Genomic DNA, 20387 nt, shown 5'->3' with positions numbered 1-20387 from the left:
CGGTACAGCTGGCTGTAGTGCGAGACTTGGCGCCGTGCCGAAGACATGGGGGCGGGCGTGGCGCGGTACGGCGTACCTGCTGCTGTCGCTGGCCACCGGCATCGCCACACTGCTCGCGCTGCCGCTGCTGTGCTTCCCGCAACTCACCCGCCGCTGGGCGGAGCGGCACCGTGCCCGCGCCGGCCGGCTGCTCGGCGCCCCGGTCCCGCACCGGCCGCCGCCGACCACCCGCCGCGACCTGCCCTGGCTGCCGGTGAACGCGCTGACCGGCCTGCTGTTCGGCCTGCCCGCGCTGATGTGCGTGGGCAACATGGTGCTCGCCACCATCGCCACCCCGCTGTGGTGGGCGTTCACCGAACCGAACCGGCCACGGCTGTTCATCGACGTGCCCATCACCGGCTGGGCGATCGCCCTGACCCTCGGCCCGCTGCAGTTCCTGCTGCTCGCTGCCCTGGCCTACCTGCTCTTCCCGCCGATCGCGCGAGCCCACGCCCGGATCTGCATGGCGGTGCTGACGGTCCCGGACACCGAGCACCTCGCCGAGCGGGTCGCCGAACTGACCCGGACCCGCGCCGACGTGCTCGACGCCCACGGCGCGGAGCTGCGCCGCATCGAACGCGACCTGCACGACGGCACCCAGGCCCGGCTGGTGTCGATCGCGATGCGGCTGGCGGTGGCCCGGCAGGCGCTGCACGACGTTCCGCGCGACGACGCATTCGTGGAAGGGCTGCTGCGCGACGCCCACGAGGGGGTCGAGGAGGCGATGACCGAGCTGCGGGAGGTGATCCGCAGTGTGTACCCGCCTATCCTGGCTGACCGGGGCCTGGCCGGTGCGCTGAGCGCGGTGACGACCCGCAGCAACGTGCCGACCCGGCTGGACATCGGCGAGCTCGACCGGGTGCCGGCGGCGGTGGAGGCGGTCGTCTACTTCGCGGTCGCCGAGGCGCTCACCAACGTGGCCCGGCACAGCAGGGCGACCAAGGCGAGCGTACGCGTGACCCGCACCGCCTCGCGCCTGTCGGTGGTGATCGCCGACGACGGCACCGGCGGCGCCGACGACCGCCGTGGCACCGGCCTGGCCGGAATCCGCCGCCGGGTGCTCGCCCTCGACGGCGCCGTCGACGTCGACAGCCCGCCCGGCGGGCCGACCACCATCACCCTGGAGCTGCCGTGCGGGTCGTGATCGCCGAGGACAACGTGCTGCTGTCGGCCGGGCTGGAGCTGCTGCTCACCCGGTTCGGCTTCGACATCGCCGCGATCGCCGGCGACGCCGGCACCTTCCTCGCCGCGGTGCGCGAGCACCGCCCCGACGTGACGATCGTCGACGTACGCCTGCCACCGTCCTTCCGCGACGAGGGCATCCGGGCCGCCCTGCAGGCCCGCCGCGAACAGCCCGGCCTGCCGGTGCTGGTGCTCTCCCAGTACGTCGAACAGCAGTACGCCGCCGAACTGCTGTCCACGAGCGGCGGCGGCGTCGGCTACCTGCTCAAGGACCGGGTCAGCCGGGTCGACGAGTTCGCCGACGCGCTGCGCCGGGTCGCAGCCGGCGGCACCGCCATGGACCCCGAGGTGATCGCGCAGCTCGTCCAGCGGGCCGGCGACCCGATCGCCGCGCTCACCCCACGCGAACGCGAGGTCCTGGGTCTGATGGCCCAGGGCCACGACAACACCACGATCGCCGGCCAGTTGGTGATCACCGACAACGCGGTGCACAAGCACATCGGCAACATCTTCACCAAGCTCGGCCTGGCCGTCACCGACAACGGCCACCGCCGCGTCCTGGCCGTCCTCACCTACCTCAACGCGGCCGGCCTGAGCGGCCGCTGACCGGTGATGACGTCATCACCCGCGAGACCTGCACCGGGCCGGTCGCCGCGCCGTATCTGGACTTCGCCCCCTGCTCGGAGCCGGAAACCGTCTCGAAGTGACGCTCAGGTGTCGCAGGCGATGCCGTTGCCGTCGGGGTCGAGTTTCTGCCGGTCCTGGCCGGCGACCGCCAGCGGCGGATCCAGGTAGCCGCGTTCGGCCAGCCAGGCGCACTTGTCGGTGACTCCGGGCGGGAAGACCCACGGTACGCATTGCGCGCGGGTGCCGTAGGAACGGTCGCAGCCGTCCACGTTGGCCGGGACCGCGAGCGGGGCGGTCGGTGACGGCTTGCGGGGCAGCGGGCGCACGCCGGGCTGGCCGGCGAAGGTGTGCACGAACGGCGCCGGGGTGGCTTCCCGGCCGGTGGGCGCAGGCGCCGGCCCGGTGGTGGGAGGCGGCGTCGACGCCGACGAAGCCGCCGGGACCGCGACCGGGACGGAGAGCGGCCAGGTGCTGTCGGTGGGCCGCGGCACCGGCGGCGGGGCGCCGGGCTGCAGCCGGCCGGCGGCCGGGTCGCCGCCGAACCGGATGGTCAACAGCCCGGCCCCGACCAGGACCACGGCGGCCAGCATGAGCAGGACGAATCGGGTTCTCATCCGACCTTCACCCACTCCGCGACCGCCGGCACACCGTTGGTGCCCTGCAGGAACAGCATGTACCAGCCGGGCGGCGCCAGGTTCGGGTTGCTGGTCAGGTTGAGCCCGATCCGGTTGCCGTCCACGCTCATCGGCAGGTCGACCGAACGCTGGTTGGGGTCGCTGGAGTGGGTGACCGCGGCCGGCCGGATCAGGGACGCCTTGAGGATCGGCGCGTCGACGGTGACGGTGTGACTCGACCCGTACGCCCACTGCCGGTCGACCTCCCCGAGGATCTGCGGGCGCGCCCCATGGAACAGGTACGGCGGCGTGTACACCGACAGCCGCATGTCGAACGAGCCGTCCCCCGGGTTGTCCCCGACCGCCATGACCCGCCCGTCCGGCAGCAGGAACGCCGACGAGTGATAGCCGCGCGGCACCGGGTCGACCGCCATGCCGGGCGTGAACGTGTTGGTCATCGGGTCGAACATCGACGCCTCGTACACCGGGTCGGCCCGGTTGTGCAGCGCCCCGCCGGTCTCGAACACCTTGCCGTCGGGCAGCAGGACCGCGGAGACGTACATCTTGCCGGCCGGGATCGGCGGCCCGGCGGTGTAGGCCGGGCTCGGCTGTTTGAGGTCGATGATGTCGGTCAGCGGGTTGGCGTCCGGGTTGCTGTCGATGTTGCCGCCGCCGAGGGTGAGCACCCGCTGGTCCTGCGCCGGTGGCAGCAGCACGCTCATCGACTGGTCACGTTCGTCCTTGTTCTGCAGGCCGGGCACCGGGGTGATCGAACCGGCGTCGTAGTCGTAGATCGACGCGCCGGTGCCGGGCAGCCCGTTACCGAAGACGTGGCTGCCGGTGTAGAAGAGCCGGCCGTCCTGCATCAGGATCATCGACGGGTACAGACCCCAGAAACTCCACGTCTGGTTCGCCTCGTTGATGCCGAGCCAGCGTTCCTCGGCGGCGTCGAAATACTGCGTGGCGACGGTGCCGGAGGAGTCCTCGCCGAGGCCGCCGAGCGCGATCACGTCACCGTTGCCCAGGACGGTGGCCGACGGGTACCAGGAGCCGGCGCTCATGTCGTTGACCCGCTCGTAGCCGCCGGTCGCCGGGTCGAAGATGTACGAGTCCTTCAGCCCCTTGTAGCCGTGACTGAGATCGGCTGCCGGATAGTCCTTGTTCCCGCCCATGATCAGCACCCGGCCGTCGGCGAGCTGCACGTGGCCGGCGCAGAACAGGTCGGCCGGGGTGGGCACGTCGGTGAACGTGCCGGTGTCCGGGTGGTAGACGGCGGTGGTGAAGGTGCCGGCCTCGAACATCTCCTCGCTGTTTCCGGACCCGGCGACCAGCAGCACGTCGCCGTTGTGCAGCACCACGGCGTGGATGCCGCGGACCGGCGCCTCGAACGGCAGCACCTTCCAGGCGCCCTGCTCACACGCGACCCCGGCGCTGCAGCTCAGGTCCGGGGTGGGCTGGGTGGCGTCGACCATCGTGTAGTCGTCGGTGCGCAGCACGCCGGTGCCGTAGATGGTCACGCCCCACACGATCTGATCGGTGCCGGGCGGGACCTGCGGGGTGCGTACCGTCGCCTCGGTCCAGGTGGTGGCCGGGGCCAGCGACAGCAGGTCGGTCCAGTACACCCAGCCCTGCGCGGCGTCGTGCCGGAACGCGGTCAGCACGGTGTCCGGGGTGGTGCTGGTGTACCAGGCGGACAGGTCGTACTGGTGGCCGGGTGTCACGTTGGGCGCGCACGACGGGTTCTCCAGCATCATCGCCTTGCGGTCGCCGCCGCCCGCGGTCGCGGACACGGTGATCTGCATGGCGTTGGCGCCGGTGCGACCGGGATGGCTGACCGCGAACGCGTACGTGTTGCCGCCCCAGCCGGACTGCTCCCAGCACTGCGGGAAGCCGGTGCTGTCGACGGTCTCCAGACCCGGGTTGACCAGCAGGTTCACCGAGGCGTGCGCGGGACGCACCGGTGTCAGCAGCACCAGGACCAGAGTGAGGACCAGCAGCTGGGCGATGCGCCGGCGGTCCTGCCGGCTCATCCACGGCCGGGGCGGCGCGGTCACCGCTGCCGCACCAGATAGATGACGCGGTCCAGGATCAGGAACCGGATCACGAACGAGACCACCAGGGTCACCAGGTTCGCGGTCAGCACGCCGACATGCAGGCCACCGACGAGCAGAGCCAGCAACGGTACGCGCAGCAGCAGATCCGCGTTGCCCATGACGAAGAACCGGGTGAACCGGCCGGCGAGACTGCGCCGGTGCCGGTGGTTGCGGTAGAGCAGGCTGTCGATGAGCGCGAAATTCCAGGTGACCGCGACCATGTTGGCCAGCACCGCGGCCGGCAGGTAGTGCACGCCGAGCACCGAGGCGAGCAGCCAGAGGACCACCTGGTTCGGGATCAGCCCGGACAGCCCGATCAGCCCGAACCCGATCATGCGGCCGCGCCGGGCGCCGAACCGCAGCAGCGCCAGGTGTTTGAGGAAGCGCAGGCCCTCCCGCAGGGTGGACTTCGACTCGCCGGCGTGGCGGGGCTGGAAGGCGTACGGAATCTCGATGATCCGGCCCGGCCGGTTCCGGATGATCAGCTCCAGCAGGATCTTGTAGCCGAGCGGCTGCAGCTCGGCCACTTCCAGGGAGCTGGCGCGGACCGCGAACAGGCCGCTCATCGGGTCGCTGACCCGCAGCAGGGCGTTGCGGAAGACGACCTTGGTGGTGAGGGTGGAGCCGCCGGAGACGATCCGGCGGTACCCGTTGTCCAGCCCGTCGCTGCTGCCGCCGCCGGCCTTGCGGCTGCCCACCACCAGGTCGGCGCCGTCACGCACCCCGGCGGCGACCAGCTGCGGCACGATCTCCGGCGGGTGCTGCAGGTCGGCGTCCATCACGACGATCCACGCCCCATGGGCGCGCCGCATCCCCTCGACGACAGCGCCGCCGAGCCCGCCGGTCGCGTTGCGCCGGTGGTGCACGGTCACCGGCACCGGGCAGTGCTTCGCCTGCTCCCGGATCACCTCGGGGGTGTCGTCGGTGCTGTCGTCGACGAACAGGATCTCCGACTCGTCCGGCGGCAGCACAGCGGCCAGCCGCTGCAGCAGGACCGGGATGTTGTCGCGTTCGTTGAAGGTGGGCACCACGACGGTCTGGCGGACCGCGACCTCGACGGGCAGTTCGCCGATGCGGCCGAGCAGCGTGGCACGACGGGCGGTGGTGACGGTCATGGGGTGGTCTCCTTCGCGACCCGGCGGATCTCGATGCGGGCGTCCTGCGCGCCGAACTCGGCGATGACGGTGGAGTGCTCCAGCAGCGCGGCGACCGTGGGCAGACCGCCCGGGTCCTGCCGCAGCGCCGGGCTGGACACGACGTAGTCGACGTCGCGCCAGCCGCGCGGCAGGCGTTCGGCGACGGCCGAGTCCAGGTCGAGCTTGTAGAACCAGATGACCTGCTCGCTCAGGTATCCGGCGTCGACGCAGTCGAGCCACAGGACGTCGTCGACGACGACGGTCGTGTCCTGCTTGTCCGGGATGCTGGTGCGCAGGTAGGCGGCGGCCTGCGCGTACGGGGCGTTGTCGTCGGTGGTGACGGCCCGTTCGGCGCCGACGTACCAGCGCGGGACCACGAAGGTCAGCGCTACCGCGGCGAACACGGCGACCGCGGTGGCGCGCCGCCAGTCCCGCCGCGGCTGCAGCCGGGTGACGGCCACGGTGACCACGCCGGCCAGGGCCAGGGCGAGGAACGGGATGGCCTGCACCACGTACATGGCCGGCATGTAGCCGCCGGGGCGCAAGGCCACCACGGCCAGGATGGCGCCGGCCACACCGATCGGCCGCAGTTGGCGGATGGCCAGGGCGGCCAGGATGGCCAGCAGGCCGCCGATCAGGATGACCTGGTCGTAGTAGAGCCACGAGTGGATCAGGGCGTAGGTGCCGGACGAGGAGTCGAAGGCGCTGCCGGAACCGGAGCGGTTCATCAGCTGGAACTGCCAGGCGCCGATCAGCGACACGTGGTCGGGGCCGGGGAACAGTTCGCCGCGCAGGATCGCGTACAGCGGGTAGAAGCCGCCGACCAGGACCAGGCCGGTGAAGAAGGCGCCGATCGCCCACGGCCGGGTGGTGCTGCGTGCCGAGTTCTGCCACAGCGCGAGCAGCACCGCGGGCAGGACGATCAGGATGGTCTCCTTGGAGAGCACGGCGATCGCGGTGGCGGCGCCGGCGGCCGCGTAGTGCCACAGGTGGCGGCGGGTGGACAGGGCCAGGGCGAAGGCGCCGAGGATCCAGGCCACCGCGAAGCTGTCCAGGTAGATCTGCCGGCCCATGGTCAGGAACAGCGGGGACAGTCCGCAGGTGAGCAGGGCCAGCGCCGCACCCCAGCGGGGCAGCCCGAGCCGTCTGCCGACCAGGTAGATCAGCAGCAGGGTGGCGGCCTGCACCGGCAGCATGGCGATCCGGCCGGCGGCCACCGCGATCAGGCCGGGGGCGAGCAGGCCGGGCAGCCAGGAGAGGGCGGCCAGCTGGATCCAGCCGAGCGGCGGGTGGTCGTACCAATAGGTGTAGTGCGCAAGGCCGTGGCCGTGCTGGACCGCCCAGGCCTGCGCGAGGTAGGTGCCCTCGTCGTCGCTGGCCGTCGGGAAGCCGGAGATGTTGATGGCGAGCAGGATCAGGACCAGGGTGGTGAGCCCGCCGGCGAGCAGCCAGTCGGGGCTGGGCCGGCGGCGCGGCGTCGGCGCCGCGGTGATCGTGGGGTGCGCGACCCCGTTGACGCGGGCGGGCAGCTCGATGATGCTCATGCGGCACTGCCTTCGGTGCGCAGGTGGGCGCCGATGTGCGCGGTCAGCTCCCAGTTACGTTTGCCGGTGTATTCGCGCCAGATCGCGCGCAGCGCGGCGACGCCCAGCAGGATCGCGTACGGGAAGACGCCGAGGATCAGCCGGGCGTAGTCCTGCGGCCGGATCCGCAACTGGTACTGCAGGCCGAAGTCGTGCAGGCCGATCACCTGGAACACCAGGTTGGCGAGCATCGGCAACACCGGCAGGAAGGTGATCAGGGCGACGCCGACGGGCAGGTCGGCGGTGAGCGCGATCAGGACGCCGAGCGGGATCGCCAGCCCGGCGAACGCCTGCAGGAACGGCCCGGTCAGCGTGTAACGGGCCAGCATCCGCTGCCCGAAGCCGGGCAGCCGCCGCCACTCCCCCTTGCGCAGCACCTGCAGGAAACCCTGGTTCCACCGGGTGCGCTGTTTGAGCAGCGCGGGCAGCGAGTGCGGGGTCTCCTCCCGGGTGACGATCGTGGAGTCGTAGGCGACGACGACCTTGGCGCCGCGGCTGGACAACCGCACCCCCAGGTCGCAGTCCTCGGCCAGGCAGGTCCCGTCCCAGCCGTTGGCCTTGCGCAACATCTCGGTACGCACGAACACCGTGTTGCCGCCGAGCGGGATGAACCCCTTGTCGGCGTGCAGATGCAGCCGGCTGCGGAACCAGAAGAAATACTCCAGGCAGTTGTGCAGGCTGAACCAGCTGGAATGGAAGTTGATCAGCTGGACGCCGCCCTGCACCACGTCCGCCCCGGTCGAGCGGAACGCGTGGTCCACATGCTCCAGCAGGTCCGGATGGACCTCGTCCTCGGCGTCGAAGACCCCGATCACGTCGCCGCGCGCGTACGGCAGCGCCGTGTTCAGCGCCCGCGGCTTGTTCTTCACCTCGTTGTGGTCGGTGACCACCAGGATCCGCCCGGGCGCGGTCAGCGCGACCCGGTCGGCGACGGCTGCGGTCTCCGGATCGTCGTGCCCGACGATGATGATGATCTCGAAACCCTCGTGGGTCGACTGCAGCAGCCGCTGCACGGTCTGCTCGAGGACGGCCTGCTCGTGGCGGGCCGGCACGAGCAGCGTGAACGTCAGGTGCTGCTCGCCGTCGGGCGCCGCGAACCGGGTGGCCTCGAGGGTTTCCGGCGTACGCCAGGCGTGCATGGTCCACCACAGGGTGACCACCGCGAAAGTGAACAGAATGACCGAGACGAGAATCATGATGACGGCGGCCAACGTCGTTGCCTCTCCGATTCAGGTGGTTCCCCAGATTCCACCAACGGCTCCGACGTTATCGGTTCCGCACCGGGTTCTTTCAAGGGCGAATTCGGGTTCTTAACTTTCCGCAGGGAACGCTTTTCCCTGCGGAAACGGCCACGTAACCAGGCCTGCGCCAGTCCACATAGAAGCCGTCTACCGATCCAATTGGGACATACCAAATCGGTGCCGCAGATCTCACAATCTATGTGCGGAGGCTATTTGATCTGCGGTTTCTCGAATGATCGATGAGCGGCGTGTCATGGCTGTTTTACCGGCACATTTCGAATCGGCACGAAAGAGGTGGCGGCGCCGAGCAGCACCAGGCCGGCGCCGAACGCGGTGATCCAGACCGGCAGGGCGGGCGGGATGCCGAGGAACGTGACGATGCCGAGAATGCGGTGCAGGCCCCAGGGCAGCAGCGCCATCTGGTCGTTCCACGTGCTCAGCGCGGTCTCCAGGCCGACCGACCAGATCAGGACGCCGAGGGCGAGCATCGGTGCGCCGAGGACGAGCAGGACACCGCCGGCGACCCGGCGGCGTGACCAGGCATATTGCGTGCGCAGAACGGATCCGGTGGCGACGAAGAGCCAGGCGAAACCCGCAAAAGCCACTATCACGTAGGCGGTGCGCGCGCCCGGGTTCGTCCAGAAGCCCAGCCAGTAGTGGCCGGGACCGCGAGCCGCCAGCACGGCGAGCAGCAACACGGTCCGCAGCAGGGCGACGCCGCCGATCACCGTCCACATCGCGTACGGGTCGCGGCCGCGGACCAGCAGGCGGGCCACCAGGGCGAAGACCAGCCAGGCGCCGAGGGTGGCCAGCAGGTGGGCGGGGGCGGCGAACCAGGTGAAGATCTCGCGGCTGAGCAGCAGCACCGCGGCGGGCAGCAGGATCGCGACCCAGCGGGCCGTGCGGGTCGGTGCGGGCGGCGCCTTCCACGGCATGCTCGCGGCGCGCCACAGGGCGCGGATCGGCGGCCAGGGCACCAGGGCGGAGATGAGCAGCAGGGCGAGCAGGACGGCGGCCAGGATCGCCATCGCCGGGTCGCGGTCGAAACGGTCCGAGCCGAGGTCGGCGGCGGTGAAGTTGTAGGCGGGCAGGTCGAGGTCGCCGTCCCACTTCTGCACGTAGGTGTCGCGGGCTTCGGCGTACGCGATCTCCGCGGCCTCCCACTGCTGCCGTGCCGTGCCGGAGCCGGTGTCGAGCCACTGCGTGCGCCGCAGGAACATGGTGCGGTAGGCGCCGAGGGTCGCGTACAGATCGCTCTGGTAGTCGAGCGCGTCCAGCAGCTGCATGCGCAGGGCGGGGTCGCGCCAGGACGCCGGATCGGTGCCGGCCACCAGCGTGCGCTGCTCCGCGGCGACGGCGATGGCCCGGTCGCCCTCGGCGATCGTGGCGTCCAGATCGTCGCGGCTGATCTCGTAGATGCTGCTCAGCACGGCCGAGTCGCCGGTGACGATGTCCCACTCGAAGATCCACATCATGGGTGGCGGTTCGAGGCCGAGGGCTTTCACGGCATAGTCCGCGTACGGGGTCAGGTACAGACCCTTCGTCACGGCTTCTCGGGATGCCGCGAACATCCGGACGATCGCGGCCACCGTCCCCGGGTCGGTGGAGAACGTCTGGCGCACCCAGTCGGCGGTGACCTCGCCCGGGTCGGCGTCCGGGGCGCGGGCCAGGCGCCCCATCGCGTAGGCGTTCAGGTCGTAGAGCTGCCAGAAGCCCGTACGCAGATAGAGGGTTCTCGGGCCCGCGCGCAGCGGGCCGCCGTCCTGGGTCCAGAACCAGACACCCTCGATGTTCTCGTTGGCGGCGAGCAGTTCCCGCAGCGCGGAGGCGTGCAGGGCGGTCAAATCGTTGGGCAGCGAACCGAAGCCCTCGAACTCGCGGCGGCCCTGGAACTCGACGATGCGCCGCTGCGGTCCCACGGTGAGGGTGGTGTTGAGCGGCAGGTGACTGTAGAAGTCGCCGAGCGTGAACTTGGTGGAGACGATCAGGTGCGGGTCGGTGAGATCGCCGAGCACCTCGGCGTACGAATCAGGGTTGGTGTGCAGGTCCCCCACCGCGCCGACGCCGACCGTCCAGGTCCGGAAGATGATGTCCCGACCGGTCTCGCCGGCCACGGCGAGGAACGCTTTCAGCATCGCCTGGACCTGCTCGGTCGTGGTCACCGCGATCTGCGAGTAGTAGTCCCAGCCGGGCGCCTGGTAGGCCGAACCGCCCTCGCCGATGCGGATCATCAGGCCGGCGGCGAACGGCATGCCGGCGAACAGTTCGCGCAGCCCGGCCTGGTAGATCGGCCACGGGTCGTCCTGGGTCTCCAGGTAGGCCTCGAGCGGGCCGGACAGCGCCAGCATGTCGGTCATGAAGTAGACGCGCATGCCCATGTCCGCGGCGTACTGAAACACCGGCCGGAACGCCTGGACCATGGCCTGCGCGCGGGCGATGTGCGGGTCCCCAGCCACATAGACGGTCTCGCCGAACGTGACGTACTCCAGGAAGCCGGGCACGACGACCCCGTTGTAGCCCTGGGCGGCGGAGTGGTCGATGAACTGCCGGAACTCGGCGGCGATCTCGTCGACCGCGGCCGGGTCGACCCAGGGCGCCTGCGGGAGCAGCGCCGAGGTGACGATGTCGGAGTTCAGCGAGTAGTCGGTGCCGCCCTGCCAGCCTTCCGGGTCGGCCTCGCGGCCGACGGACCCGGCGTCGGTCAGGCGCAGGCCCAGCTCCGGGGTCACGCTGCCGGTTCTCAGGGGTACGCCGGAGCGCAGCTGGTCGCCGACCGCGTACAGGCCGGCCGCGGCGCCGGACTCCCCCGCCGCGGTCAGCGTGAAGCCGGATCCGGCGCGGTCGAGCCGGTAGCTCTCGTCGTCGCTGTCGCCGGTCACGGTGACGGTGAGGACGCCTTTCGCGTTCTGGCCGGCGGCGGTGACGGCCCGGGCGGCGGTGTCGAGGCGGTGGGTGTGCCGGTTCAGCGTCACCACGCCGATCGCGGGCGCGACGGCGGTGCGCTGCTGCGGCACGGCGGTCGGCGGCTCGGGCATGACCTGCGCCGGAGTCCACGACAGACGCAGGGCGCTGTCCAGCCCGTACGCCATCCCGGCGCCGAGCGACAGCAACAAGAACACGACCAGCAGCCGGCGCATGGCACTTTATAGATCACGCGCGCGCGGTTCGCTAGATGCTTCCGGGCCCCCGGCTCAGCTTTTCGGTCCCGCTCCTTCGGGGTACCCGCCACACCGCGCCCGCCGGATCGTGACCGTTCCCGCCGCTCCCCGCGAGCCGGGCGCTCCCCGCGAGCCGTGGCTACGACGGTTGTATTTGGCCCCACCAGGGCGGCTTCAAGTGGCTCCACCCTCGCCAAGATCCCCACCATGACGGTTGAAACTGGCCCCGCCTTCGACCAGCCAGAAGTCGTCCCGGAGAACGCCGAGTGGGGCCAGTTCGAGCCGTCATCGATCAACGAGGTGGGTCCAACTCGAGCCGTCATGGTGGGGCCATTTCACACCGTCGTAGCCAGAGCCGGGCGCTCCCCGCGAGTCGGGCATCGGGTCACGGCACCCAGCGCGGCCGCCGGGCCCACCCCAATGCCACCCAGTTCATCTTGCGCCTCGGCGTGCGGCCAGACCAGGCATCGCGCCCCCAGCCTCATGATCAACCGGTCGGAGTGGCGACGGCGATCCGGTGGCATTGGGGCTCACCCTGCCGGTCACACTCAAACCACAGCCGCCCGGCTACCGAGTCTGCGGGTGACAGCGCTATCGCACGGCCCGATCAACCGGCCTCAAACCGGACACCACGCTCAGACCCGGGTTGCGAGGCCGGCATTGCGATGCCCGGGTTGCGAGGCTGGCACTGCTATGCCCGGGTTGCGAGGCTGGCACTGCTATGCCGGGGTTGCGAGGCTGGCACTGCAATGCCCGGGTTACGAGGCTGGCACTGCAATGCCCGGGTTGCGAGGCGGCACTGCGATGCCCGGGTTGCGAGGCCGGCACTGCAATGCCCGGGTCGCGACGCTTGCCGCCAATAGGCGCCGGGTTACCGGGAGGCGGGCACTACTTCCGGCTCCGCAAGCCACTCTCCGTGCCAGTCGGGAAGGCAGGACCAGCGCTGGAGCGGGTGACGGCGCCAACGGACGGCTGAGGCGCTGTTTTCGGCCTGGTTGATCACCGGGCCCTGCGGTAGCGCTGTCTCACCGCCCGGCAGGCAGCGCTGGTGCGCGGCCCAGTGATCAAACAGCCTCCAAAAGCAGCCCCGGCCGCGCGTTAGCGCTGTCTACCGCCGACCGGCCGGATGCGGCTTCGAGCGTGACCAACGCGGCGGTCGCGGCTCGGCCGGTCGGCCGGATGCTGCTTCGAGCGTGACCAGCGCCGAGGTCGCGGCTCGGCCGGCCGGATGCGGTTCGAGCGTGACCAGCGCCGAGGTCGCGGCTCGGCCGGCCGGATGCGGTTCGAGCGTGACCAGCGCCGAGGTCGCGGCTCGGCCGGCCGGATGCGGTTTGAGCGTGACCAGCAGGGTGAGCCCGGCGGTCGCGTCGGCTGCCGTGACCCGGCAGCCGGCTCGCGTGGAACGGCGGGAACGGCCACGACTGAGGTGGGACGGCGTAGCTCGTACCCCCGAAACGCCGGAACCGGAAAGCTGAGGCTGACCTCGGAGAGCTCTCTAGAGCAGCTCGCGGGCCAAGGTTTCCGTCCACCATTGCTCGACTCGGGCCGGGGGCCAGCCGCGTTCGGTGGTGAGGGTGGTGTAGACGTCGACGTTGCAGATTGCGGCGTAGATGTCGACGGCCGTCTCCAGGTCCAGGCCGCTGCGCAACGGCCAGGAGTCGAAGACCTGGCGGCGGGTCTGGTCGCCGCCGCGGCGGCCTTCGCGGTAGGCGTCGGCCAGGGCCGGCTCGGTGCGGCCGGCCTCGCGGACCAGCAGGATCAGGTCGCCGGCGTTCTCGTAGAGGCGGCGGTCGTAGCCGGTCATCGCGGCGAGCTGGCGTACCGGGTCGTCGGCGGCGGCCTCGATCTCGGCGAGCGACTGCTCCGGACCGGCGGCGTTGTCGGCGGCCTCGGCCAAAGCCTGGACCAGGCCGGTCTTGTTGCCGTAGGCCGCATAGACGGTCGGCACCGAGACGCCGGCCTCGCGGGCGACGTCGCGCACGGTGGTGGCGGCCCAGCCGCGGGCGACGAACAGGCGGCGGGCTGCTGCGGCGATCTCGCTGCGGGTCTGTGCCGCCTGGGTGGCACGGCGCAGCGACTCGTACTTCCGCATGCCTTCCCCTTTCACTTTACGCCTCCTATATTCAATATATGACTCGGCAACTCGCAGGCGCGGCGGGCATCGGTTTCGCCGTGCTGATCGTCGCCCTCAACATCGTCCTCGTCCCGGCCGGCATGCCCACCACCGGCACCGGCACCGCGGAAGCCCTCACCTTCTTCGACGGGCACGCCACGGTGGTCCGGGTGGCGGCAGCCGTGGCGCCGGTGGCGTGGGTGCTGGCCACGCTGTTCGGCGCCGGCCTGGTTGCCGAGCTGCGCAGCGCGTGGTCCGTCGCCGGTTTCGCCGGCCTGCTCATGCAGAACCTAACCTTCACCGGCGTGATGGCCACCCGGCTCGCGCTGACCAGCACGCCGGATCCGGGGCTGTGGGCGCTGCACGACGCGTTGTTCGTCTTCAACGGGACGTTCCTGGCGCTGGCAATGCTCGGCCTGTCGCTGGCCGGCCTGCATGCCGGGCTGATCCGCCGGTGGCAGGCCGGGCTGGGGCTGACGGCCGCGGCCCTGCAGTTCGCGTCGGCGGTGCTCGGCCCGCTGGTCATCGAGAACCCGGGGCCGATCGGTCTGCTCGGCCTGGTCGGCTGGTTGCTCTGGGTGGTGTGGCTGATCGCGTACGGGGTGGCGCTGCTCCGGCCATCTGTCCGGTTCGGAGCACGCCGCCCAGCCTTTTCTGACCGCTGACGACGCTCGTTGACCGATCCGGATCGCTGGATCGGGTGAACCGGGCCCGGCCGTCGAACGGTGTCTGTCCTCCGCAGGTATGCGCTCATGTCCGAAACAACGCGTGCACCTGGAGCAAACCATGCGGAACAAGACGATCCTCAGCACCGTCGCCGTCACCACGGCACTCATCGTGGCTGCCTCACCGGCGACCGCGCAGGCCGCCTCGGGCCAGTACTACGGCGGTGACGACACCGTTCAGATCGTTCACAACTTCCTGAACGCCGCGGCGGTCGGGTCGGTGACCTGCGGGATCAACGACGTCGTCGGGAAGATGAAGAAGTTCAAGGGCCGTGGCGGACTGCCGGCGATCGCCGCGTACTCGTCGCAGATCAGCGCGAAGACCGCCGGGACCAGCGCGGCGTGCAAGCTGGGCAAGCAGATGGCGCTGGCCGCAGCCTGGACGGCGGCGATCGGCGCCACCGGGCAGGAGGTCTGGATCGAGGACCTTTCGTACGCCGACAGCTGCGGCCTGGTGTCACGCAAGGAACACGTCATCTACCGGATCGGGCCGTCGCCGTCGCGGACGGCCGAGTTCGCCGGCAGCGTCAAGGTGCCCTGCTTCGCCTAGATCTTCGGCCAGTCCGCCAGGGTCGCGGCCGCGGCGAAGGTCGACTCCAGGAAGGCGGTGAGCGCGGCATCGGGGTCGGAGGCCTCGGCTACCGCTTCATAGGGCAGCAGGAACTCGCCCAGCTCGTGGTCGAAGCGGGCCTCGGCGGGCAGCACGGGATGGTCGGCATAGCCGGGCGGCTGCGGGTAGGCGTACGCGTAAAAGGCTCCTTCCTGGCCGCCGCCCGGCCAGAAACCGCAACTGGCCAGCTCGTGCGAGTAACCCTCGCGCATCACCGAAGGTGGGCAGTTGGGCGCGCCGCCCGGATGCGGCGGCGCGATGCGGCCGGAGAAGCGGGTGTACGCCAGGTCCATCGCACCCCAGAAGAAGTGCACCGGGCTCGCCTTGCCGTAGAACCGTGACCGGACCTGACTCATCACCCGGTCGGCCTGCAGCAGCTGCCGCCAGAACTTCTGCGCGGCCTCGCCGTCGTAGCTGTGGTGCACCTCGTCCTCGGCGAACGGTGTGGCCGGGTCCACCTCGTTGGGCGCGGCGGTGATACGCGTCGGCACCCCCACCGCCTCCAGCGCCTGCATGGTCTCGGCGTAGAAGACGGCCACGCTCTTCGGTTCCAGGGCGACCGCGGCGGAGCCGCCCGCACTGGTCCGGACCTGCAGCTGGTGGGCGAGAAAGTCGAACTCGAGCTCGAAAGCGCCGCCGGCGTGCGGCACGGCTGAGGTGGTCAGGCCGCGCGCGCTCGGGTACAGCGTGACGTGCCACCAGTGGTTGACGAACGGCGCGTGCGCCATCCGGACCTTGCCGACGATCTGCATCCACATGTGCAGGGTGTCTTTCGTGTCGGCCCAATCCGGTACGCGCAGTCGTGGCCACGGCGACATCAACGTCTCCCCTCGTTCGGCGGGCGCTGTCACAATTCTGCAGTCTGCCCAGTCCATCAGACATGACTGTTGGAAACGCCACCCCCGCCGTGTCGTCGCTGCGCCGGCAGCTGCGGGCCGGGCTGTTCACGCTGGCCGGGCTGCAGGCGCTGGTCTCGGCCTGGCAGTACTTCCTCCCCCGATCGTTCTACGACAACTTCCCGACGGTGCGGCTCGACCCGCCGTACAACGAGCATCTGGTCACCGATGTGGGCGGGCTCGGGCTGGCGCTGACCGCGGTCCTGCTGATCGCCGCGATCACCCGCGACGACAACGTCGCTCTGGCGGCGCTGACCGGCTACCTGGTGTACGCGGCGACCCACTTCACCTTCCACGTCACGCACTTCGACAACTTCTCGGTGCTGGAGGCGCTGGGCGTCGGCACCGGCCTCGGCATCGAAGTGGTCCTGGCGATCCTCCTGCTCTGGGTGACCTGGCGGCTGCGGCGCAGCGAAACCTAGAATTCCTCCGATCGAGCGCACCATTCCGGCGGCTCCCAGCGTGTAGTGGCCGATGACGGACTTCGACGAGTTCTACGCAGCGCACTACGGCAGCCTGACCGTGCAGGTGTACGCCTACTTCGGCGACCAGCACGAGGCGCAGGAGGTCGTGCAGGAGGCGTTCTGCCGGGCGCTCGCCCGGTGGGGGCGGATCTCCGGCTACGACGACCCGGCCGCCTGGGTGCGCCGGGTCGCCTGGAACCTCGCCACCAGCCGGTGGCGACGGATCCGTGCCATGCGGACGTTGCACATCCGCTCGCGGGGCGAGCCAGTCGTCGACGGGCCCGAACCCGACCGGATCGCACTCGTCGACGCGCTCGCCACCCTGCCGGCCGTGCAGCGGCGGGCGATGGTGCTGCGCTACCTCGCCGACCTGCCCGTCTCCGAGATCGCCGAGCGCGAGTCGGTGTCCGAGAACACCGTCCGGTCGTGGCTGTACCGCGGCCGCCTCAAACTCGCCGAGCGCCTCGGCCCGGTTCCCACGGAGGAAGCACATGCCTGAGGAGTACACCGAGGAGCAGACCCGGGACGTCTTCGCCGACCTGCACACCACGATGCTGACCCGGGTGCGGCCGCCGGGGACGGAAGAGGCGATGCGCACCGTACGGTCGCGGCGCCGCACCGCGGTCGCGATGGTCGCCGCCGGGGTGGGCACCGTCCTGGCCGGCGGGATCGCGTTCGCCGGGCTGGGCGGCGTCGACCGCTCCGCCCCGCCGCCGGCCGCGCATCCGTCCCGGCCGGTGCTGTCCGACGCCGAACTCGACCGTCTTTACGCTGCCGCTCAGGCCAAGCTCGGGATCCCTTCGGTCTTGGACAACCGGCAACGCCGTGAGGAAGGCAAGGATGTGGTCGCTTTCTTCGGCGGCGGCCCCCTGAAAGCGGGGAACGGCGGGCACGTCGGCGGTGGATCCAACATGAACAAGACCGGCGAGTACACCCTGGACGTGCTGTGCGTCGGGGAGGGGACGGTCGAGGTGCATTTCTGGACCGCGGCTCAGGGCCAGCACGGACCGGCTCCGGCCACGACCGGTCCGACCTCGACGAGGCTGCGGGTGGCCTGTTCCGCCGATCCGGCCCCGAGCACGGCCACGCTCCGCGCCGCGTCGTTGAAGCACCTCGCCTACGTTGCGCTGGAGCCGGACGAGGTGGCCTTCGGACGTTCCGCTGTCGCCCACCTCACCCGCTACCCATAGCAGCGGTCGCTGTCCCACCCCGCCGGCCACGGCATACCCGGTCCGGCTGGCGCTCACGGTCGTCTCTCGCCCGCCGAAACAGCCCTGGAAGCCAGCCGGACCCGCTCAGCTGGCGCTCACGGTCGTTTCCCGCTCGCCGAAACAGCCTTGGAAGCCAGCTGGGCCGCGCAGCTGACGCTCACGGTTGTTTGCGCGGCGCCGTAGCCCTGCGGCGGCGAGGCGCGGCTTCGGCGATTCCTGGATCATGCTGGCCGCCGTAGCTCCCAGCTCGGTGGTCCGCCAGGCCGGTTTGCGGGATCGGCTGGGTGCTGTTGCTGCTTCCGGCGGCCGGAAGGGTGCGCAGCTGCCAGCTCGATGATCGGAAAGCCCGGAAACAGGGCCCGGCTGGGACTTACGGTCGTTCGTAGCGCTCGGTTGATCAGTCGGGCGTGCGGAGGTGCTGTCTCGCGGCTTGGCAGACAGGGCTGGCGGGCGGGTGCGTGATCGGTGGTTCGCAGCGGTGGTCTCGGGTCCCTACATTCATGGGGATGGAGATCCGGGCATTCACCGAGCGGGATCGGGACGGGCTGCGGGCGTTGTTCGGGCGGGCCGGGCAAGGGTCGCCGACCGAGTCGCTGTGGGGGCATGAGGAGTCTGAGGCGGCTGTGTACCTCACCCCGTACATGGATCTTGAGCCTGAGTCTTTGCTTCTTGCCTTTGTTGATGGCGAGATGGTCGGGTATCTCGCCGGATGTCTGGACAGCGGACGGTTTCCCAGTGAGAGCGCGCGGATGAGCAAGGCGGTCACCGGGCACCGGCTGTTTCTGCGTCGGCGGCCGATGGGGTTCTTTCTGCGCGCGGCCCGCGACGGGATCGGGGTCATGGTTCGGCGGGAGCCGACTGCGGGTGATTTTGAGGACGCGCGGTGGCCGGCGCACCTGCACATCAACGTCGCTGCGGAGGCTCGGGGCACGGGTGCGGCGGCGGCGCTGATGGGGCGGTGGCTGGACCGGCTGGCGGAGTTCGACGTTCCGGGATGTCACCTGCAGACGCTGGTCGAGAACACGCGGGCGGTGCGGTTCTTCGAGCGGATGGGCTTCGTCAAGCACGGGCCGAATCCGGTGGTGCCGGGCATCCGGTACGACGGGCGGCGGCTGCATCAGCAGAACATGGTCTACCCCGCGTAGCGGGTGGCGATCGCGGCGGCGCGGTCGCGGAGGACGGTACGCAGCCAGGGTGGATCCAGGGCTTCGGCGTTCGTGCTGAGCTGCCACAGGGCCCATTCGGCGTGCCGGGCGTCCTGGAAGGTCACCTCCAGGCGCTGCCAGCCGTCCGGGTCGGTCTGCTCGGCGAGGACGGCCAGGGCGGTGGCGACCAGGTCCTGGCGGCGGGCCGGGTGCAGCCTCACGCGTACCGTGACCTGGTCTCCGCCCGTGCGGAACCGCGTGCTGCGTTCCTGCCAGGCCCGGCCCAGATCGACCCGGTCGGGGCGCTGGGCGGCCTCGGCGAGTTCCTCGGCGGCCAGGATCCGCGACAGCCGGTAGGTGCGGTCCGCGCCGGATCTGGTGGCCAGCAGATAGCCCTGCTCGCGTACGGTGACCAGGCCGATCGGATCCACTGTGCGCCACTGCGGGCTCTGGTCCACGGCCGCGTAGCGGATGCGCAGCTTGTGCCCGGCGAACACCGCGCGGCGCACCTCGGCCACGATGGTGTCGGGCACCTCCTCCGCGACCTGCCGCCGGGCCAGCAGGTCGGTCTCCGGATCGATGAGCAGGCGCTGGGTCGCGCCGGCCGCGGTGTCCCGGTAGCTCTCCGGCAGCGCGTCGATCACCTTGAGCATCGCCGAGGCAAGCGCCGAACCGAGACCGAAGGCCTGCGCGCCGCGCCGTGACCCGGCTACCAGCAGGGCGAGCGCCTCGTCGTGGTTGAGGCCGGTGAGTTCGGTCTGGAAGCCGGGCAGCAGGGCGAAACCGCCGTTGCGGCCACGTTCGGCGTAGACCGGGACTCCGGCCGCGGACAGTGCCTCGATGTCGCGCAGTACCGTGCGGGTGGAGACCTCCAGCTCGCGGGCCAGCGCGGTGGCTGACAGCCGGCCGCGCTGGCGCAGCAGCAGCACCAGCGAGACCAACCGGTCGGCGCGCATGGCCGGAATCATGCCAGGAATACACGACACAGGTTGTCGTGTATTGGTTGCGAGGCTTGCTCCCATGACGAAGAACGTGGCTACCGAGCCGAACGACCTGGGCAAATACTTCATCGAGCGGGCTAATGCGGGAGACGTCGACGGGCTGGTGGCGCTGTACGAACCGGACGCCGTGCTGGCCTTCCCGCCCGGCAACCTGGCGACCGGGCACGCGGAGATCCGCAAGGTGTACGAGCAGTTCGTCGCCGCGGCGCCGGTGCTGCAGCCGGGCCGGCAGCATCTGGCGCTGGTGAGCGGTGATCTGGCGCTGACCGCGTCCACGCTGACCACCGGAGAGATGACCGTCGAGGTGGCCCGTCGCCAGCCGGACGGATCATGGCTGTGGGCCGTCGATCAGCCGGTGCTGGTCCCGTAGCCGCCACGATCGGCGTCTACGGGTTCACCGCCGAGGCGTTCCTGGAGACGCTGACCGGCGCCGGCGTGGGACTGCTGCTCGACCTGCGCCAGCGCCGCGGCGTGCGCGGCCCGGTAGAGGGTGAACCGGTAGCTCGCTGAGGGGCCGCCCGCAACCGGGACATTCAAAACCGATTCCTT

The 20387-nt window shown here is 70.6% G+C and carries 19 protein-coding genes; 9 read left to right on the top strand and 10 right to left on the bottom strand.

The window, feature by feature from the left end; genetic code table 11:
* Positions 1-34: 34 nt before the first annotated feature.
* Positions 35-1183, top strand: coding sequence for a sensor histidine kinase (locus OHA21_RS11230; protein ID WP_328472951.1), 1149 nt, complete (start codon positions 35-37; stop codon positions 1181-1183).
* Complete coding sequence (locus tag OHA21_RS11225) at positions 1171-1827, top strand: response regulator transcription factor (RefSeq protein WP_328472949.1); 657 nt, start codon at positions 1171-1173, stop codon at positions 1825-1827. Before OHA21_RS11230 ends, OHA21_RS11225 begins: the two co-directional genes overlap by 13 nt.
* Positions 1828-1931: 104 nt before the next feature.
* On the opposite strand, the gene OHA21_RS11220 is transcribed toward OHA21_RS11225, so the two are convergent.
* The 7 genes from OHA21_RS11220 to OHA21_RS11190 all read right to left on the bottom strand — a co-directional run bounded on the left by OHA21_RS11220 (position 1932) and on the right by OHA21_RS11190 (position 13765).
* Complete coding sequence (locus tag OHA21_RS11220; protein ID WP_328472947.1) at positions 1932-2462, bottom strand: hypothetical protein; 531 nt, start codon at positions 2460-2462, stop codon at positions 1932-1934.
* On the bottom strand, positions 2459-4516 hold the full coding sequence (locus OHA21_RS11215; protein ID WP_328472945.1) for a galactose oxidase early set domain-containing protein: 2058 nt from the start codon (positions 4514-4516) through the stop codon (positions 2459-2461). The genes OHA21_RS11220 and OHA21_RS11215 overlap by 4 nt, the downstream gene beginning before the upstream one ends.
* Positions 4513-5670, bottom strand: coding sequence for a glycosyltransferase family 2 protein (locus OHA21_RS11210; protein WP_328472943.1), 1158 nt, complete (start codon positions 5668-5670; stop codon positions 4513-4515). Before OHA21_RS11210 ends, OHA21_RS11215 begins: the two co-directional genes overlap by 4 nt.
* On the bottom strand, positions 5667-7235 hold the full coding sequence (locus tag OHA21_RS11205; RefSeq protein ID WP_328472941.1) for an ArnT family glycosyltransferase: 1569 nt from the start codon (positions 7233-7235) through the stop codon (positions 5667-5669). The genes OHA21_RS11210 and OHA21_RS11205 overlap by 4 nt, the downstream gene beginning before the upstream one ends.
* Positions 7232-8470, bottom strand: a complete 1239-nt coding sequence (locus tag OHA21_RS11200; protein ID WP_328472939.1) for a glycosyltransferase — start codon at positions 8468-8470, stop codon at positions 7232-7234. The genes OHA21_RS11205 and OHA21_RS11200 overlap by 4 nt, the downstream gene beginning before the upstream one ends.
* Before the next feature lie 296 nt (positions 8471-8766).
* On the bottom strand, positions 8767-11652 hold the full coding sequence (locus tag OHA21_RS11195; RefSeq protein ID WP_328472937.1) for a hypothetical protein: 2886 nt from the start codon (positions 11650-11652) through the stop codon (positions 8767-8769).
* A 1516-nt stretch (positions 11653-13168) separates the two neighbouring features.
* On the bottom strand, positions 13169-13765 hold the full coding sequence (locus OHA21_RS11190) for a TetR/AcrR family transcriptional regulator (RefSeq protein WP_328472935.1): 597 nt from the start codon (positions 13763-13765) through the stop codon (positions 13169-13171).
* Between the two features lie 38 nt (positions 13766-13803).
* On the opposite strand from OHA21_RS11190, the gene OHA21_RS11185 reads away from it, so the two are divergent.
* Complete coding sequence (locus OHA21_RS11185) at positions 13804-14451, top strand: hypothetical protein (RefSeq protein ID WP_328472932.1); 648 nt, start codon at positions 13804-13806, stop codon at positions 14449-14451.
* Between the two features lie 121 nt (positions 14452-14572).
* Positions 14573-15061: a hypothetical protein gene (locus OHA21_RS11180; RefSeq protein ID WP_328472930.1), complete on the top strand. Its 489-nt coding sequence runs from the start codon at positions 14573-14575 to the stop codon at positions 15059-15061.
* Here OHA21_RS11180 and OHA21_RS11175 read toward each other — a convergent pair.
* Positions 15058-15939 (bottom strand): DUF5996 family protein, encoded by an 882-nt coding sequence (locus tag OHA21_RS11175; protein WP_328472928.1) that lies wholly within the window; start codon positions 15937-15939, stop codon positions 15058-15060. The genes OHA21_RS11180 and OHA21_RS11175 overlap by 4 nt on opposite strands.
* A 62-nt stretch (positions 15940-16001) precedes the next feature.
* Here OHA21_RS11175 and OHA21_RS11170 point away from each other — a divergent pair, with 62 nt between their 5' ends.
* From OHA21_RS11170 to OHA21_RS11155, 4 genes are all read left to right on the top strand, one after another.
* Entirely contained in the window at positions 16002-16439 is a 438-nt protein-coding gene (locus tag OHA21_RS11170) for a hypothetical protein (protein WP_328472926.1), read from the top strand.
* A 52-nt stretch (positions 16440-16491) separates the two neighbouring features.
* Positions 16492-16980, top strand: coding sequence for a SigE family RNA polymerase sigma factor (locus OHA21_RS11165; RefSeq protein ID WP_328472924.1), 489 nt, complete (start codon positions 16492-16494; stop codon positions 16978-16980).
* Positions 16973-17671, top strand: a complete 699-nt coding sequence (locus OHA21_RS11160; protein ID WP_328472922.1) for a hypothetical protein — start codon at positions 16973-16975, stop codon at positions 17669-17671. The genes OHA21_RS11165 and OHA21_RS11160 overlap by 8 nt, the downstream gene beginning before the upstream one ends.
* 527 nt (positions 17672-18198) lie before the next feature.
* The gene (locus tag OHA21_RS11155) at positions 18199-18837 is read left to right on the top strand and encodes a GNAT family N-acetyltransferase (RefSeq protein WP_328472920.1); all 639 of its coding nucleotides are present in this window, start codon (positions 18199-18201) and stop codon (positions 18835-18837) included.
* On the opposite strand, the gene OHA21_RS11150 is transcribed toward OHA21_RS11155, so the two are convergent.
* The gene (locus tag OHA21_RS11150) at positions 18825-19793 is read right to left on the bottom strand and encodes a helix-turn-helix transcriptional regulator (RefSeq protein ID WP_328472918.1); all 969 of its coding nucleotides are present in this window, start codon (positions 19791-19793) and stop codon (positions 18825-18827) included. The genes OHA21_RS11155 and OHA21_RS11150 overlap by 13 nt on opposite strands.
* 64 nt (positions 19794-19857) lie before the next feature.
* Between OHA21_RS11150 and OHA21_RS11145 the strand changes: the two genes are divergently transcribed.
* Positions 19858-20208 (top strand): YybH family protein, encoded by a 351-nt coding sequence (locus OHA21_RS11145; RefSeq protein ID WP_328472916.1) that lies wholly within the window; start codon positions 19858-19860, stop codon positions 20206-20208.
* Here the strand turns inward: OHA21_RS11145 and OHA21_RS11140 are convergent.
* Positions 20187-20375: a hypothetical protein gene (locus OHA21_RS11140; RefSeq protein WP_328472914.1), complete on the bottom strand. Its 189-nt coding sequence runs from the start codon at positions 20373-20375 to the stop codon at positions 20187-20189. The genes OHA21_RS11145 and OHA21_RS11140 overlap by 22 nt on opposite strands.
* Between the last annotated feature and the right edge of the window lie 12 nt (positions 20376-20387).

Source organism: Actinoplanes sp. NBC_00393 (assembly GCF_036053395.1).
Taxonomy (GTDB): domain Bacteria; phylum Actinomycetota; class Actinomycetes; order Mycobacteriales; family Micromonosporaceae; genus Actinoplanes.
The sequence above is the reverse complement of the archived record's forward strand: the minus strand, read 5'-3'. Positions and strand labels throughout refer to the sequence as shown.

Coding starts and splice junctions, on each gene's coding strand:
- OHA21_RS11205 (WP_328472941.1), bottom strand. CDS start 7,235: ATGAGCATCATCGAGCTGCCCGCCCGCGTCAACGGGGTCGCGCACCCC.
- OHA21_RS11180 (WP_328472930.1), top strand. CDS start 14,573: ATGCGGAACAAGACGATCCTCAGCACCGTCGCCGTCACCACGGCACTC.
- OHA21_RS11185 (WP_328472932.1), top strand. CDS start 13,804: ATGACTCGGCAACTCGCAGGCGCGGCGGGCATCGGTTTCGCCGTGCTG.
- OHA21_RS11210 (WP_328472943.1), bottom strand. CDS start 5,670: ATGACCGTCACCACCGCCCGTCGTGCCACGCTGCTCGGCCGCATCGGC.
- OHA21_RS11200 (WP_328472939.1), bottom strand. CDS start 8,470: ATGATTCTCGTCTCGGTCATTCTGTTCACTTTCGCGGTGGTCACCCTG.
- OHA21_RS11170 (WP_328472926.1), top strand. CDS start 16,002: ATGACTGTTGGAAACGCCACCCCCGCCGTGTCGTCGCTGCGCCGGCAG.
- OHA21_RS11165 (WP_328472924.1), top strand. CDS start 16,492: ATGACGGACTTCGACGAGTTCTACGCAGCGCACTACGGCAGCCTGACC.
- OHA21_RS11155 (WP_328472920.1), top strand. CDS start 18,199: ATGGAGATCCGGGCATTCACCGAGCGGGATCGGGACGGGCTGCGGGCG.
- OHA21_RS11190 (WP_328472935.1), bottom strand. CDS start 13,765: ATGCGGAAGTACGAGTCGCTGCGCCGTGCCACCCAGGCGGCACAGACC.
- OHA21_RS11160 (WP_328472922.1), top strand. CDS start 16,973: ATGCCTGAGGAGTACACCGAGGAGCAGACCCGGGACGTCTTCGCCGAC.
- OHA21_RS11145 (WP_328472916.1), top strand. CDS start 19,858: ATGACGAAGAACGTGGCTACCGAGCCGAACGACCTGGGCAAATACTTC.
- OHA21_RS11175 (WP_328472928.1), bottom strand. CDS start 15,939: ATGTCGCCGTGGCCACGACTGCGCGTACCGGATTGGGCCGACACGAAA.
- OHA21_RS11195 (WP_328472937.1), bottom strand. CDS start 11,652: ATGCGCCGGCTGCTGGTCGTGTTCTTGTTGCTGTCGCTCGGCGCCGGG.
- OHA21_RS11150 (WP_328472918.1), bottom strand. CDS start 19,793: ATGCGCGCCGACCGGTTGGTCTCGCTGGTGCTGCTGCTGCGCCAGCGC.
- OHA21_RS11220 (WP_328472947.1), bottom strand. CDS start 2,462: ATGAGAACCCGATTCGTCCTGCTCATGCTGGCCGCCGTGGTCCTGGTC.